The organism is Paraburkholderia sp. RL17-381-BIF-C, from assembly GCF_046026435.1.
Lineage (GTDB): Bacteria > Pseudomonadota > Gammaproteobacteria > Burkholderiales > Burkholderiaceae > Paraburkholderia.
In genome coordinates, this window is the sequence record NZ_JARESX010000008.1 from 109,945 (window position 1) to 124,181 (window position 14,237).

Sequence of the window (14,237 nt, forward strand, 5' to 3'; positions counted from 1 at the left end):
GAGGGTCGGAAATGCAAGGACGTTAGGTGAGAGAACAGCTTCAAAAAAGCGATAGGCTGTGAATGGCCCAGAACCTGACATTCGAACGACGGCGCCGGATCGCCGATAATACTCAATCTAGAGTTCGTCTCTCGATTGATGGAGTAGCCCCTTGATTCTCAGGACACGAGACACCCCTTAAAATAAGAGGGAATCTTGTGACTAGTTTCAAGCCTAGGCAAATCGTGGAAAGCATTGAAGTTCTGACCGAGCCGGAGCGCCGTCGTCGACGTTCGGTCCAGGAGAAAGTGGCCATCGTGCAGGAAACCCTGGAGCCGGGAGCAACGGTTTCAGCGGTTGCCCGTCGACACGGGGTCAACCCAAACCAGGTGTTTGCGTGGCGCAAGCAATACGAGGAAGGCAGCCTGGCTGCGGTGAAGGCTGGAGAAGCCGTGGTGCCCGCCTCGCAGTTAGCCACGGCGATGAAGGAAATCAGGGAGCTGCAGCGTCTGCTTGGCAAGAAGACGCAGGAGGCGGAAATCCTGAAGGAAGCAGTCGAGTATGGCCGCTCAAAAAACTGGATTGCGCGCTCGCCCTTACTGCCCGGGGACGACCAATGAAAACGGTCTGCGATGTTCTCGGCGTGGCGCGCTCTGCTTTGGCAGTCAGAAAAGCCCGCTCCCCGGACTGGCAGGACGGCCGCCGCGCCCGACAGACCGACGACACGGAGCTGGTCGCTGCAATCCACGAGCATGTGGCGGGCTTGCCGACTTATGGATACCGGCGAGTCTGGGCACTGCTGCGACGTAGTCACGAAATGACTGGTGCGCCGTGCGTGAACGCCAAGCGGGTCTATCGCGTCATGCGCGACCATCAGTTGCTGCTTCGGCGCCTTGGCCAACGTCGCGATACCCGCCGGCATGACGGACGCATTGCCGTTGACCAGAGTAACGTCCGCTGGTGCTCGGACGGCTTCGAGTTCCGTTGTGACGATGGCTCGCCGTTGCGCGTGACGTTTGCGCTGGACTGCCATGACCGGGAAGCTATCAGTTGGGCAGCGACTACTGGCGGTCATAGCGGCGACGTCGTGCGTGATGTGATGCTCGCAGCGGTCGAGCAACGCTTCGGCACGACGCAGGCAGGCGCACCCATCGAATGGCTGTCGGACAACGGCTCTGCCTACATCGACCATCGCACGCGCAGTTTCGCTCGCGAGCTGGGTCTGGAGCCGTTGACTACACCCGTTCGTTCGCCGCAGAGTAACGGCATGGCCGAGTCGTTCGTGAAGACAATCAAGCACGATTACATTGCCTTTATGCACAAGCCTGATGTGCCAACAGCGCTCTCGCATCTGGCCGGCGCCTTTGAACATTACAACGAACGCCACCCGCATAAGGCACTGAAGTACCGTTCCCCCCGGGAGTTCCGGCGAACCGCTGCATCATCAACGTAACGGTGTCCGAGTGTCCTGAGTTACAGGGTCAACTCCAATTGACCAGGATCTGAAGATTCGTAGGTTGATCGTCGATTTTTTCTTTGCCATTCGGACCATCAGAGGTGTCAGTGGAATTGCTCCAATCTCTGGCCCGTATGTCGCTGCAATTGCTGTAGGGAGGAAAAAGGATTTCATGGGACCGTACCGCGAATTCGGAAACATTCTTTTTGCCAGGATTAACTACGGCTGGTTTGGCTACGTGATTTTCTCGGCGATGAGCGTTTTCCTTCTTCTAGGTTCCCTTGAACCATTTCTGACCACGGCGATCGGTGGTGGTTTTCGCGGTGTCAGCCCGCCTCCACCGATGACCCCTGATCACTGGATCGGTAGGGGGCTCGCGGTGTGTTTCTTTTTTGTGGGGGCGGCCTATGCCGGATGCATCGAGCGCAGGGGAGAATTGTTTATGGATCGGGCCGGGATCCTTGCGACGTTGAACGTTGCGAGCGCTGCCCGGGGAGTCTGTCTGTTCCTGTTCCCGCTCGTCGCAATGATCGGAACTACGGTCGGACTATTCGCCTGCGGCGTGCATGGCAAAGCGTTACCAATCGTCCCCATCTGCGCCATGCTCAGCAACTGGCTTTGTTTCAGAGTGGTGGCGTGGTTGCTCTTTCGTCCTTGACGGCGTAGCCACTTTGACCGGTTCCGCCGCAGGGCCGTCACCGCGTTCGCCTCCCGACGAAGCGTTAATGAATGATGTTGGCGAAGCATTAGACCTTGAAACGATATGTCAGCCGCCGCTATTCGAAGGCTTCTTTTTTCTGAAGACGGACCGCATAGACTAAAGCCAACATGCGGCCGATGCCTTGTGAAAACGTGGAAGCACTCGGTCTTGATATGTCGCTTACCGTCGCAACGGGAGAATGGACAGCAAGAATGGCCGCCTTCGGCGTGATCCTGTGCGATTCTTCGGATCGGCCTTTGCCCGTTGCATCAGGCTCTGACCGGCCCAATAACAGGCATTCGACTCGGCGTCTTCAATCGGCGACAATCGTTGAGCACTCGTCCTAATGATCTGACGCTTGGTACGTTTCATCGAAGCTACTGCAAAGAGGCGAAATGAAAACTGATTGGCGATTAATTCGTGAAATTTTAAATGCTGCTATTGATAGCTGCGAGCGATTGGAGCAGGCTGGCTATGCGGAAGAGCACCGCAATCGTTCTGTCCAGATAAACGGGCAACCAGTGAGCGTGCAGGATTTCCTGATTAGTGCGTGGACGTTGCCCGAGAATGCTCGCTACGAAGTAATCCGGGCGCGTCATGATAACGGCTTCGACCTACCTTACGTTCCGGACGCGGCGCGGATTCTTACCGCAGTAGCCGCTGCGTGTGCAGAGTTGATCGGCTCCGGAGATACGCCACCGGCCGAACCGTTTATGCGAGGAATGATTGATTGGTATCGGAACCACTTCGATCCAAACGTGCAACGCGCAATTTTGTCGACACCCTAGCCATGGAGACGGTCACAAGAATCCGGCGATAGAACGTCCGTTTTGTGGAAAGCCGAAAGTCCTAGTGGGTCGGGTTGAGCCAAAGCGCATCAAGCAGCGTGCGGCCAATTTAAGACACTCGACACTCGTAGACTGTTCACAACCGTTGCTCCTGACACGAACAATATGATGACCGAAATTAAACTCTTGAAGCCCACGGCTGCATTGTTGCCAAGTTACGTTTCGGCCCTTGAGGCGGGATGGTTACCGGACAACGTTCGTAAAGAGGTCGCTGCGCGCGAGCAGTTGCATGCTATCGAAGTGAACCCGGAGGAATTTGTTGACGGCCTCGATGATCCGACTGCATCGGGCGGCCGGATTACTTTGCCCGACGGATCGACCGTCGCCCGTCTGCCAAGCATTGTCCGATGGATTTGGGACGGAGACGTTAGCGGCGCAATCGGATTTCGTTGGCAGGCTAGAACCGCCGAATTGCCGCCGCATGTACTCGGACACATCGGCTTCTCAGTCGTGCCATGGAAGAGAGGCAACGGCTACGCCAGGCAGGCGCTCAACTTCATGTTGGGCGAAGCGAGGCTACAAGGCTTGTCCTACGTCGAGCTAACGGTTGATCCCGAAAATATAGCCTCACAGCGGGTAATCGCAGCATGCAGTGGCGTCCTGATCGAACGGTTCAAAAAGACAGCCGCCTACGGATTCGCTGAAACTCTTCGTTTTCGCATCAAGCTAGACAACTGAGGAGCCTGTCGCATCCTGTTCGGCCAATTTTAGCCGCTCGTGGCGACTGCCTGAATCGGTGACAATTTCCAAGTCGCTATTGACAGCTACGGTCAAGAACGGCAACCTGCGGTCATGAACTACGACGCGCGCAACTTCTTGATGTGCACCATGACCGCCACTGGCGAGTCGCGGGAATTGTGACGTTCATACATCGCACATAGATTTCCTCAGCGGCCCCGCTAGAAATGACGGGGCCGTTTCTTTTCGATCGCTCCGTTTGTATTGGCACAGATAGGAGTGATTGCATGCACGACAGAGAAAGCGTTTCCGATGTTCTGAGTCTTATCGATGCCTCGACCTGGCAGTTCGCGCCGACGAGCACGACATGTTGACTATACGGAAGGCTAGCAGTGGCGATGTGCTCGACGCGTGGGATATCCGCAAGGCTTCGGTTCTTACTGCGTGCGCTAAATATTATCCGGAAGCATCCCTATTAGCGTGGGTTGATGGCTCGCCGACCGACAAATGGGCCAGCGTTGTCGAACGCGACTTTTACGTCGCCGTCGATGACGAACTGGTCGTCGGCACAGGGATGCTTACCGTCGCAATCGGGCAAGTGGACGCCATCTTCGTCCGGCCGTCTCACATGGGACACGGTATTGGACGCAAGATGCTGCAGTCACTTGAAGCGTTGGCTTGCTATCATGGAATTGCCTCGATTCGGCTTGATGCCACGCTGAACGCGGCACCGTTTTATCGCTATTGCGGCTGGTCAGGGGAATCGATTTCGACCTACCGAACGTCGCGCGGACTGGAATTGGCTTGCGTGCCGATGACCAAGTGCACTGCGCCAGCGTAGCTTGTCTCGCGCCGGCTGCTGCCGCCCGCAGTTGGCAAAACCGCTAGGTTGAATGGTCATAGTCGGGAACGCACTCGGATGTAGCTGCGCGATGCACTGCTGCTTCTGCTGGCGAGCGCTGCAGTTTGCAACCCAACCAATCGCCGAGAAAATTAACGAATGAGCCCCAATCCAATCGTGTCGCAAGATCGGCCGCCCGCCCGAACCACGGACAGACGCATGCCGGCCGAAGATTTGCCTTATCCGCTCGGAAAGCGCCATGCCGGCGACTCCGTTGATGACAACCGTCTTTATGGTTTGGTGGGTAACGAGGCAGTCTTCGAACATATCGGACTGCGCCCGTGCATCAACGCAGCCCCAAGGGATGAAGAGCGAGCCCTCGGTGGACGTCTCAATGGCGAAATGTTTGTGGGATTGAAGAAGGTGTTCGGCTCAATAACCGATATCGAAGTTGGGCGCTCAGGTTCGCCAGCCTCGATGACGAACGATGCCGAGTTTGCCACTTTCGGCTCAGGGCAATGGGTGCCCCCGACCGACGACGATGCACACTTCTTCGCGTTTCGCTCGCGCGACGCCGAGTGGGTTGGCTTCCGGTGGCATGACGAGAGTTTTCGATTTCACAGGGCGTCTCTTCTCGGTTTCGCCCTCGAAACAGCCATGCCCGCACGCTCCTCGGGATATTTCCAGTTATGGGCCGTTTGCGTGTTGCGCGACGAGCAGGCATCCAGGGCGTGGCTTCACAACGTCCAAGCCGAAAACTTCGTATTTGCCACGCAATGGACGGCCGAAGTCGCGTTTGAACTTCTCAGCGTCATGACGAACGTGGCCAACTTTTTGGGCACGACGTTGACAGCGCGTCAGTTTAGTGATGTTTGAAGTCGGTGAGTGCTACCGGGCGGCCGCTGCACTTTCGTACCCTCCGTTTGGTTACTCAGAAAGGGAATGGGTGGAGAGTATCGACCTCTGCTGATGCGCGTGAGGTTGTGACCCACCATCTATGGACACTGGCCCATTGCTTACGGTGAAGCGGTCCATCCATGACTCGCGTCAACTTCTCAAGTCGGGCCATACACCACCCTCGCGTGATTACCTACCAGAACGCCCGTCTGAACAAGCTTAGCCGGTCGACCTTGAAAAGCCGGGCGGGACGCTGTTTGCCGCCCTGAAACTGGTCGGTTGCAACCAGGATCTCAGCTTCATCAACAGCTTCGCCGGGGCGGACATCCTGCACCTTGATTCCTAGTCGCGAGCGAAACGTTCCGCGCTTCACGGTCTCGCCGAAAATCTGTTCGTAGACCACCTGAAGCTGCGTCAGCGTAAAGGCTTCGGGTAGAAGCCAGCAGGGAAGTGTGGAGTAACTGGCCTTGTTCCTGAGCCGCTGGACGGCCTCCGCGACCTGCGCGGCGTGGTCGAACGCGAGCTTCGGCAGATCGTCAACGCTATAGAAGTGAAAGACGCCATCGCCGACGGCTTTCAGTTCCTCGTAGGGTATGAGCGCCACATGAGAAATGGAGACCGTGAAGCCACGCGCCGGATCCCGCTCGCGGCCGGAAAACGTGCGTAGTTGCTCAAGGTACCGTGGTACAAGCCCCACCTTCTCGCGCAACACGCGGTACGCCGTCGCCTCCAGGTCGACCTCCTGCTCGTCGTCGATGTGCACCTGTCCGCCCGGAAGTGCAAGCGCGCCTTTATCCGGCCGTTTGGTACGGACGTGAAGCGCGACGTGCAGCTTGCCTTCGACAAGCGTCAACAGCACGACGTCCACGCTGACATCTGGCTTCGGGTAGGTGTCGGACATGCTGAAACTCCTGTCGGTAAACGTTAAATATTATTTTTACATACTTAGTTGAATTTCTCAACTAACTAAGGTTATACTGCACGCCATTAGTCGAAAAACTCGACGAAGTGAGGAATCTAATCGTGATCCAGATTTTCGCCGTATCCCGCGCCGAGGACCGCCGCCTGCCACTTGAACTCAAGACGCTGCAGTTTCCGGGCGGCGAAGTTCACGTAACGGTCGGATTAGGCGCGCAGGCAGACGAGTTGCATGTGCACGCGCACGTGCCGGATTCGAACACCGTCATGGCCCTACTGATGGTCACCGATGCGCTGCGCCGCGGTTACCCCGGCAAGCCCATCTCGCTCCACATGCCCTATGTTCCTTATGCCCGTCAGGACCGCGTGGCCAACGGGGGCGAGGCGCTGAGCGCCAAGGTCTTCTGCCAACTCATCAATGCGCAGGGTTTTGAGCGTGTCGTGATCCAGGATCCGCATAGCGATGTCGTCTCCGCCCTGCTCGATAGGGTCGAGATCGAGGATCCGGTGCCGGCCTTGCGCCACGTCGTGGAGCGACTCGGAAACGTCGCACTCGTAGCACCGGACGCCGGCGCACGGAAACGGGTCATCAAGCTCGCGAGCGCACTCAATGTGGAAGCGGTGTTCGCCGAAAAGATTCGCAATACCCATACAGGCGCCATCACAGGCACACAGATCGCGTCCGACCTGCCAGACTGCGCGCTGCTGGTGGTTGACGACATCTGCGACGGAGGCCGCACCTTCACCGAACTGGCAATGGCGCTCAGGACACGGCAGTCGGAACAAGACATCGACCGGTCGCTGTATCTCTACGTGACTCACGGCATTTTCAGCAAGGGGCTCGGTCCGCTCGCCGAGCACTACCAGACGATATTTACGCGAAACAACTGGACCAGCGATACCCGCTGCGAAGTGGTCTGACACCGCCTCCTGGAGAATTCAAATGAACGCACCTGATCGCACCGAAACGCTCGAGAAGAATAAACTCGTTCCATTTTGCCTCGCCGACTTTTACAAGACCGGCCACCCATTCATGTACCCGCGCGAGACCACAAAACTCGTGGCGAATTTTACGCCCCGTTCGGCCAAGTACGCGCCGGTGCTCCCGCAACTGTTTGACAACAAGGTCGTCTGGTTCGGACTGCAGGGCTTCATCGTTGAATACCTGATTGACCTTTTCACCAGGGATTTTTTCGCCACTTCGAAGGCGCAAGCCGTGCGCAAGTTCAAGCGTCGCATGGATTCGGCGCTGGGTCCGGGAGTTGTACCGGCGGATCACCTCGAAGCGCTGCACGAGCTTGGCTACCTCCCGCTCGAAATCCGCTCACTGCCGGAAGGCTCGCGCGTCGACATCAAGGTTCCGCCGGTGCTCTTCAGCAACACCCACGAGGATTTCCCGTGGGTGGCGACGTACTTCGAGACGCTGTTCAGTTGTGAGGTCTGGAAGCCATCGACTGTCGCAACCGTCGCTTTCGAGTTCCGCAAGCTCCTCACATACTTTGCAAAGCTGACCGGAGCGCCAGAAGAGTTCGTCGACTGGCAGGGGCACGACTTCTCAATGCGTGGCATGAGCGGCGTGCACGACGCAATGCGTTGCGGCGCCGGTCACCTGCTGTCGTTCCTCGGCACCGACACGATTCCGGCGATCGACTATGCCGAAGACTTTTATGGTGCCGACGCTGACAAGGAAATTGTGGGCGGCTCGATTCCCGCTTCGGAGCACAGTGTGATGGCTCTGCGCATCCTGCTTACCCAGCAGCGTCTGGCGCGTGAAGCGGCAAATGTCGACATGGAGCCCAAGGCCCTGCGGCGGCTCGCTGAACGCGAGGTGATCCGCGAGTTTGTTTCGCACGATTATCCGGAAGGTATGGTGTCGATCGTCTCGGACACCTTCGACTTCTGGAATGTGATGACCGTCATAGCGAAGGAGTTGAAAGACGACATCCTCGCGCGCAAACCGAATGCCCTCGGGATGTGCAAGGTGGTATTCCGTCCGGACTCGGGCGACCCCGTGAAGATCCTGACAGGCTACACGGACGACGAACTGCGTTGCGGTCCGGACGGCATGCCGGCAGTGCTCGCCGACGGACGTTACGAGGTTCGCGACGAAGTCGGCCTTTACGTCACCGAAGCCGAACGCAAGGGCGCGGTGGAGTGCCTCTGGGATATTTACGGCGGCACCACGACAGAAAAGGGATACAAGGTTCTCGATTCGCACGTCGGACTGATTTATGGCGATAGCCTGACACTCAAGCGCGCAGTCCTCATCATGCGACGGCTCGCAGCGAAAAAATTCGCGTCATGCAACTTCGTGCTGGGCATCGGTTCCTATACGTACAACATGCTCTCGCGCGATACGTTCGGCTATGCGATGAAGGCGATTTACGCGGAAGTCGGTGGAGAATCGGTAGCCATCTACAAGGATCCGGCCACCGACGACGGCACCAAGAAATCGGCCAAGGGGTTGTTGCGCGTCGAGAGGGAGGGCGAGCGCTTTGTGCTTTACGAACAGCAGACGGTCGAACAGGCCGAAGGTGGTGCGCTAGTCCCGGTCTTTCGCAACGGCGAGCTTCTGGTACGCCAATCTCTGGCCGAGATCCGCGACCGGCTTAGAGCGTCGTGGGCCTGCCCGGCCCCCGGCTCGATCGATTGGGATTAATGTGGGCCGTCGCGCCGACATTGTGCGCATCGGCAGTTACCAGGCAGAAGCAGCCGTGAAAAAGTCACCGATAGCGAGCCCCTGTCATGCGGCAAGCCACCGCTTCAAGTTGGAAAAGCCGTCTGAAGACCGTGATTTTCGCGGTGTTGGCCTTTGGGGCGGTCGGTGCGTTCCTGACGTCAATGTGGGCGGTGCTCGAAGTACTTCGCTGGCTCGGCGGGTTGATGTTTATCCACGTTCCCGCGGGCCGCTACATCCGGCTGGATTCAAACAGCATCATCAACGTCTGGCCGAATAATGTACTGGTGTTCTTTTATATGCTGGTCGTTCCGTCATTGCTTGCCAACTCAGTGGAACAATACCGCAAGCGTACGAAACGAAAGCGGCACACGGTGGCCGGGGCGAGGCCGGCTTGGAGTTGGCGTTTGCTGTCTCTTCGTTTATCAGGTGTGACGCTCGCACTGTTCGTGCTTGCCGTACCGGGCATGAATACTTATACGATCGTCACCCCCGTCGCCATCGTGCAGAAGACGTTTTTCTCGGTGCACGCGGACACCTATCCGATAAGCGCTCTGTCTGGGATCGCCTGCACGGTGGCCGGTCGCGGCACAATTTTCACCGATTTTTCACTGGTCGACGGACGGCAGCTCAGCCTCAGCGGCTTCAACACGCGAGTCGTGACAGCGATTGCGAAGGTCCGGGGCATTCGTATCGACTACGACAGCCGCTGCGCTTCGGGCGTCGGCATTCCGTCGCACGACCCATCGGCTGCCGCGTTGGCCGCGTTTTTTGGACACACATAGGGATCGGAATGCGCGCAACTCATCGCTGTGTCGGTAACCGCTAGATCGAACTTATAGTCTGTTTGCGATCAGTCCGGAGATTTATTGCATGCATTTGTCTTTCACGAAATGCTCCATCCTCGGAGCGATCCCGTTGGCCGCACTTGCTTTCTGCCTTCCTGCATGCAGCCAAACCGGCCAATCGCCCGAAGTCAAAGCGCTCGTTAAAAAATCGCTGGCCGATATGGTCTTCGTGAAGGGCTGAACGTTCAAGATGGGGGATTTCGGCCCAGAGGCATCACCGGAGAAGCTACCCTACACGTCGCAGGATGAAAATAAGCCGGCCCATCAGGTAACGCTTGATGGCTTTTCCATCGGCAAGTACAAGGTCACATACGCCGACTTCGACATTTACACAGCTGCTACGGGAAAGCCTTCGTGGCCACAGGACAAAATACCGCGCTCGTACAGAGTTCCGACCCATCCCGTCGGTGTGCCGTGGCAAATGGCGAAGGATTACTGTCAATGGTTGGGCAAAGAGAGCGACTTACCCATCGATCTGCCCACCGAAGCGCAGTGGGAATATGCTGCCCGCTCAGGTGGCAAGCCCGTTGTCTTTGCAACTGACAACGGGAAATACGAGGCCGATCGTAACTTCCCCAGCGGAGACACGATCGCAGATAAACTTGCTCCGAACGTTGGACTTGTCCAGATGTTTCTGTATCCGGTCGGCAAATATCCGGCAAATCCGCTCGGGCTGTTCGATATGGGATTTGACGGACGTGACTGGGTGAACGACTGGTTCAGTGCCGATTACTACGCGAACTCACCGGCGAAAAATCCCCAAGGGCCTGCGTCGGGTACGAAGAAGGTGATCCGCGGAGCCGAAGGCGGCAACGATGAAACCGCAATGACGATGTATCGCTACGGTACGGAGCCAGCGGGACATCTGATTCCCGAAAAAGGAGGAAAGACCATACCGTCATTCTTTATGATCTACACCTTCCGTTGCGCGGCGCAGAGGGTTGATCCTCTCTAAGCGGGAAAACTTGAGACCATCCACTGTACGGCCAGTTTATTGCCGTGGCTCTTCGTGGATCAATACGCTGGGCGACGGTATAGCGATCGCGCCGTGTATATCTGTCTTTGCCCTGCCTCTTATATAACTGGTTGCAATTGCAAACGTCGGAAACCGCAAGATCGAACCTATAATCTGTTTGCCACCAGTCCGGAGATTTATTGCATGCATTTGTCTTTCACGAAATGCTCCATCCTCGGAGCGATCCCGTTGGCCGCACTTGCTTTCTGCCTTCCTGCATGCAGCCAAACCGGCCAATCGCCCGAAGTCAAAGCGCTCGTTAAAAAATCGCTTGCCGATATGGTTTTCGTGAAGGGCGGAACCTTCACGATGGGAGACTTCGGTCCGCAAGTGACGCCGGAGAAACTCCCTTTTACGTCGCAGCAGGAAAACAAACCTGCTCATCCGGTGACGCTAGATAGTTTTTCGATCGGCAAGTACAAGGTCACCTACGCAGACTTCGATGTCTATACGACCGATACCGGCAAACCGTCCTGGCCGCAAGACAAAGCCGACCAACCCTATAAGGTTGCCGGCAATCCCGCGGGCGTACCTTGGCAGATGGCAAAGGACTACTGCGAGTGGCTTGGCAAGCAAAGCGGCCTACCTATCGACCTACCCACTGAAGCGCAATGGGAATATGCGGCGCGCTCCGGGGGCAAACCTGTCATCTTCGGCACGGATAACAGCAAGTACGAATCGGATCGTAACCTGCCTTCTATCGATACGATCAAGCACAAGTACACGCCGCCCGCTACGGTTTCCCAGTACCTATATCCGGTCGGCAAATATCCGCCGAATTCACTGGGCCTTTACGACATAGGACTAGACGGTAGGGATTGGGTCAACGACTGGTTCTCGCCCGACTACTACGAACATTCACCCGAAAAAAATCCGACCGGTCCGGCCAGCGGAACGATGAAGGTCATTCGCGGTGCGGAAGGCGATAACCAGGAGACCGCCATGACGGTTTACCGATATAACGCACCGCCGCAAGGATACGTCGTCAAGCTAAAGAGTGGACGAACGCTAGGGCCCACAGCCGTGAACCTGACCTTCCGCTGCGCCGTGCAGAAGGCCGGTCCGCTCTAAGCAACGAGGCGTTACGCCACCCGCACATCCGGCATGTTCTGGTAGAACGGGTGGGTGCCCGCAGCAGCCTGAAATGCATAGTCGTGGGAGTCGACCTGAGCAACGGCGTAGCCCGGTGTCGGCTTGACTTTGAGCATCGCGGTCAGGCTGTTGTAGTAGTCGTCAATTTCCTTTGCGTCGGTTGCCGGGGCGGCGGTCAGCGACATCGCGAGAAACCTGCGCAGGTCCGCTCGCCGTTGAACGGTATTGCCCGTGTCCCCCTGCGGATCGATATGCTGGACGACGTTATCGAGATCGTGCCGGGTATGGGACCACTTGAGGATCTGTTTGACGGCGTCCTTACGCCGTCCGTACCAACGGCCATAAGTGTGGTTGGCCATATCGACGCCGTCGGTTGCGTACCAGTGGCGAGTCAGCTGATAGATCATCATGCCCTTCGCCTCCGGCGTTGCGTATTGGAGCATCCATGGATTGCTCAGCACACGGTTCATCAGTTCGACGCGCGCTGCCTCCTTCTCATACTCGGCAACGAGGGCCGAGAACGCCTGGTTAATTTCTAGCACTTCCTGACCCACTGTGTCAGCCAGATTCTGGTATCCCTGAATCACCATGACCTGGATGTGCGAGAAGGCGTCGAACGCAACCTCGTCGACGAACTTCAGCCGCTGGAAGTCCGCGTGATAAAGCTGGTAGAAGAACCATTTGACAAATTCGGCGATGCGCAACGCGTCGATCGAAACCTCGATGTCGCCTTTCGCTCCTACGCCCAGGCATAGTCCGGCCTTCGCCTTGATTCTGAAACGGCCTGCCGCGTAGCTAACGTCAAGCATGCAGGTAAGGCCGGCGCCCGCCATCGCAGTGACCGTATCGCCCACCTTGGCGAATGGTTTGTATTTACCACTGGGACCCGTCTTTGCGGGCTCCATCCACTCGAGCGCTCCTTCAAGCGACAAGTCCGCACGTGCACCGGCAAACACGTCGAGGTCAGCATTCGCGCTTGGATCGACCGGCTTGCCGCCCACCTTGATTTCGCGTTGCTTGGTGGTCGGGTTGTCCACTGCGGCGCCATACAGGCCAAGGTCCTTGCGCTTTTCGTCGCGATAGTCGACCACAACACCCAATTGTGCGACCACGCTCGCACCGACCATCCCTGACAGCCCGAGCTCGCCTTTGAATCGGACTGCGCCGAGTGGGTACGGTTTGCCGTCATCACCGTCCAGGCTCCACATCCAGCCGGCGATGTCCGGATAATAGAAGGCACCGGAAACCTTGCCCTCGGCAATGGCGAATTCAGCCTGCGCCGATGCCTTGATGGCCACACGACCCTTTTGCGGCGCCCACTCGGTATCCAGTCCCGCGCCGGCCAGATACCGCATCAACTGCGCTTTTGCTTCGATGCTGACGTTGTTGCCGAAGGCGGTCTGCTTGGGTTTTTCCGTCTCTTTCTTCTCGCCCTCGCCACCCTCGCCGCGCTCAACCGGCTCTTCCGCGCCGGCGCTGTAGGTGAGATCCTTGTTCCACTCTTCCGCCCACGCGAAAAGCGTCCCGGTCACGTGCTTCTCGACGATCTCGGAGGACACCTTGGTCTTTTCGTACAACTGCGACTTAATGCTGCTCTCGCGGCTGATCAACACCCCTTCCTTCAGCTTGTCGACGTCGATCTTGTATTTGCCGTTCGCGTTCTTCTTGATGAAGCTCTTCGCGCCCGTTTCTTTTTCTTCCTTGCGGCCTTTCATGTCCTCGAAGGCGGTCGGACCGAATTTATGCCAACCCGGCTTGATCTTGTTCGATCGTACGTAGTGAAGCTTGTACTTGGCGAATTTGACCGATTTTTTTCCATCGCCATCGATATGAATAGGGATCAGCTCGACCATGGTGAGGTCTTTGCTATCTAACTTACTGAGTGGCTCCAGTTCTTTTTTTAGCGCCTTGTGCGCAGTTTCGCGCTCTTTGAGCGCATCGTCGACGGCAGCCTTGTGCGACTCCCCGGCACGCGGATCGGACATGTGGTTCTGCACGTCCTCAGCGTATGCCTTCAGCACCTCATCGAGCTTTTCATTGGCCTTGTGAAATTTGTCGACGCGGTCATGCAGCAGATTGCATTCGCTTTGCAGACCGCTGACGTCCTCCGCCGGCACGAGAATGAATTCGCCGGTCTCGGGCCGGAAGTAGAGCATCGGCGCCGGATCGTGCGGCACATGCACGAGACTGTCGGGTGTCGTGTTGGTGGTGCCGTTGCCATCGGGTGCGTGGCTTGTGCTCGGAGCATTCATGGATGTCGGTCTGCTTGAATGGGCAAATGAATAGGC

At 57.2% G+C, this 14,237-nt stretch carries 14 protein-coding genes; 12 read left to right on the top strand and 2 right to left on the bottom strand.

Going from position 1 to position 14,237, the window contains the following annotated elements:
- Positions 1 to 233 precede the first annotated feature (233 nt).
- The 6 genes from P0D70_RS08125 (at position 234) to P0D70_RS08150 (ending at position 5,378) form a co-directional block, all read left to right on the top strand.
- Positions 234 to 1,432 (top strand): IS3 family transposase gene (locus P0D70_RS08125; protein WP_408184062.1). Its coding sequence is split into 2 segments (ribosomal slippage): positions 234 to 549 and positions 549 to 1,432, totalling 1,200 coding nucleotides; the frame shifts between segments, so codons are not numbered across the junction.
- Positions 1,433 to 1,496: 64 nt separating this feature from the next.
- Positions 1,497 to 2,093, top strand: coding sequence for a hypothetical protein (locus tag P0D70_RS08130; protein ID WP_408184025.1), 597 nt, complete (start codon positions 1,497 to 1,499; stop codon positions 2,091 to 2,093).
- Positions 2,094 to 2,530: 437 nt separating this feature from the next.
- A complete protein-coding gene (locus tag P0D70_RS08135; RefSeq protein ID WP_408184026.1) occupies positions 2,531 to 2,923 on the top strand; it encodes a hypothetical protein in 393 nt (130 codons plus the stop codon).
- 165 nt (positions 2,924 to 3,088) lie between these two features.
- Positions 3,089 to 3,661 carry a GNAT family N-acetyltransferase gene (locus tag P0D70_RS08140; RefSeq protein ID WP_307248426.1) on the top strand — a complete coding sequence of 191 codons (573 nt, stop codon included), beginning with the start codon at positions 3,089 to 3,091 and terminating at the stop codon, positions 3,659 to 3,661.
- Positions 3,662 to 4,028: 367 nt separating this feature from the next.
- Positions 4,029 to 4,502: a GNAT family N-acetyltransferase gene (locus P0D70_RS08145; protein WP_307248423.1), complete on the top strand. Its 474-nt coding sequence runs from the start codon at positions 4,029 to 4,031 to the stop codon at positions 4,500 to 4,502.
- A gap of 219 nt (positions 4,503 to 4,721) precedes the next feature.
- Positions 4,722 to 5,378: a hypothetical protein gene (locus tag P0D70_RS08150; RefSeq protein ID WP_408184027.1), complete on the top strand. Its 657-nt coding sequence runs from the start codon at positions 4,722 to 4,724 to the stop codon at positions 5,376 to 5,378.
- A gap of 214 nt (positions 5,379 to 5,592) precedes the next feature.
- Here P0D70_RS08150 and P0D70_RS08155 read toward each other — a convergent pair whose 3' ends face one another.
- Positions 5,593 to 6,300, bottom strand: coding sequence for an NUDIX hydrolase (locus P0D70_RS08155; protein WP_307248418.1), 708 nt, complete (start codon positions 6,298 to 6,300; stop codon positions 5,593 to 5,595).
- Between the two features lie 122 nt (positions 6,301 to 6,422).
- Here P0D70_RS08155 and prs point away from each other — a divergent pair, with 122 nt between their 5' ends.
- The 6 genes from prs (at position 6,423) to P0D70_RS08185 (ending at position 11,928) form a co-directional block, all read left to right on the top strand.
- Complete coding sequence (prs, locus tag P0D70_RS08160) at positions 6,423 to 7,238, top strand: ribose-phosphate diphosphokinase (RefSeq protein WP_408184028.1); 816 nt, start codon at positions 6,423 to 6,425, stop codon at positions 7,236 to 7,238.
- Positions 7,239 to 7,260: 22 nt separating this feature from the next.
- Entirely contained in the window at positions 7,261 to 8,976 is a 1,716-nt protein-coding gene (locus P0D70_RS08165; protein ID WP_408184029.1) for a nicotinate phosphoribosyltransferase, read from the top strand.
- Positions 8,977 to 9,062: 86 nt separating this feature from the next.
- Positions 9,063 to 9,779, top strand: coding sequence for a hypothetical protein (locus tag P0D70_RS08170; protein WP_408184030.1), 717 nt, complete (start codon positions 9,063 to 9,065; stop codon positions 9,777 to 9,779).
- 88 nt (positions 9,780 to 9,867) lie between these two features.
- Positions 9,868 to 10,023: a hypothetical protein gene (locus P0D70_RS08175; protein WP_408184031.1), complete on the top strand. Its 156-nt coding sequence runs from the start codon at positions 9,868 to 9,870 to the stop codon at positions 10,021 to 10,023.
- Between the two features lie 9 nt (positions 10,024 to 10,032).
- On the top strand, positions 10,033 to 10,797 hold the full coding sequence (locus tag P0D70_RS08180) for a formylglycine-generating enzyme family protein (protein WP_408184032.1): 765 nt from the start codon (positions 10,033 to 10,035) through the stop codon (positions 10,795 to 10,797).
- Between the two features lie 204 nt (positions 10,798 to 11,001).
- Complete coding sequence (locus P0D70_RS08185; RefSeq protein ID WP_408184033.1) at positions 11,002 to 11,928, top strand: formylglycine-generating enzyme family protein; 927 nt, start codon at positions 11,002 to 11,004, stop codon at positions 11,926 to 11,928.
- A gap of 11 nt (positions 11,929 to 11,939) precedes the next feature.
- Here the strand turns inward: P0D70_RS08185 and P0D70_RS08190 are convergent, their stop codons facing one another.
- Positions 11,940 to 14,201, bottom strand: coding sequence for a hypothetical protein (locus P0D70_RS08190; protein WP_408184034.1), 2,262 nt, complete (start codon positions 14,199 to 14,201; stop codon positions 11,940 to 11,942).
- Positions 14,202 to 14,237 lie beyond the last annotated feature (36 nt).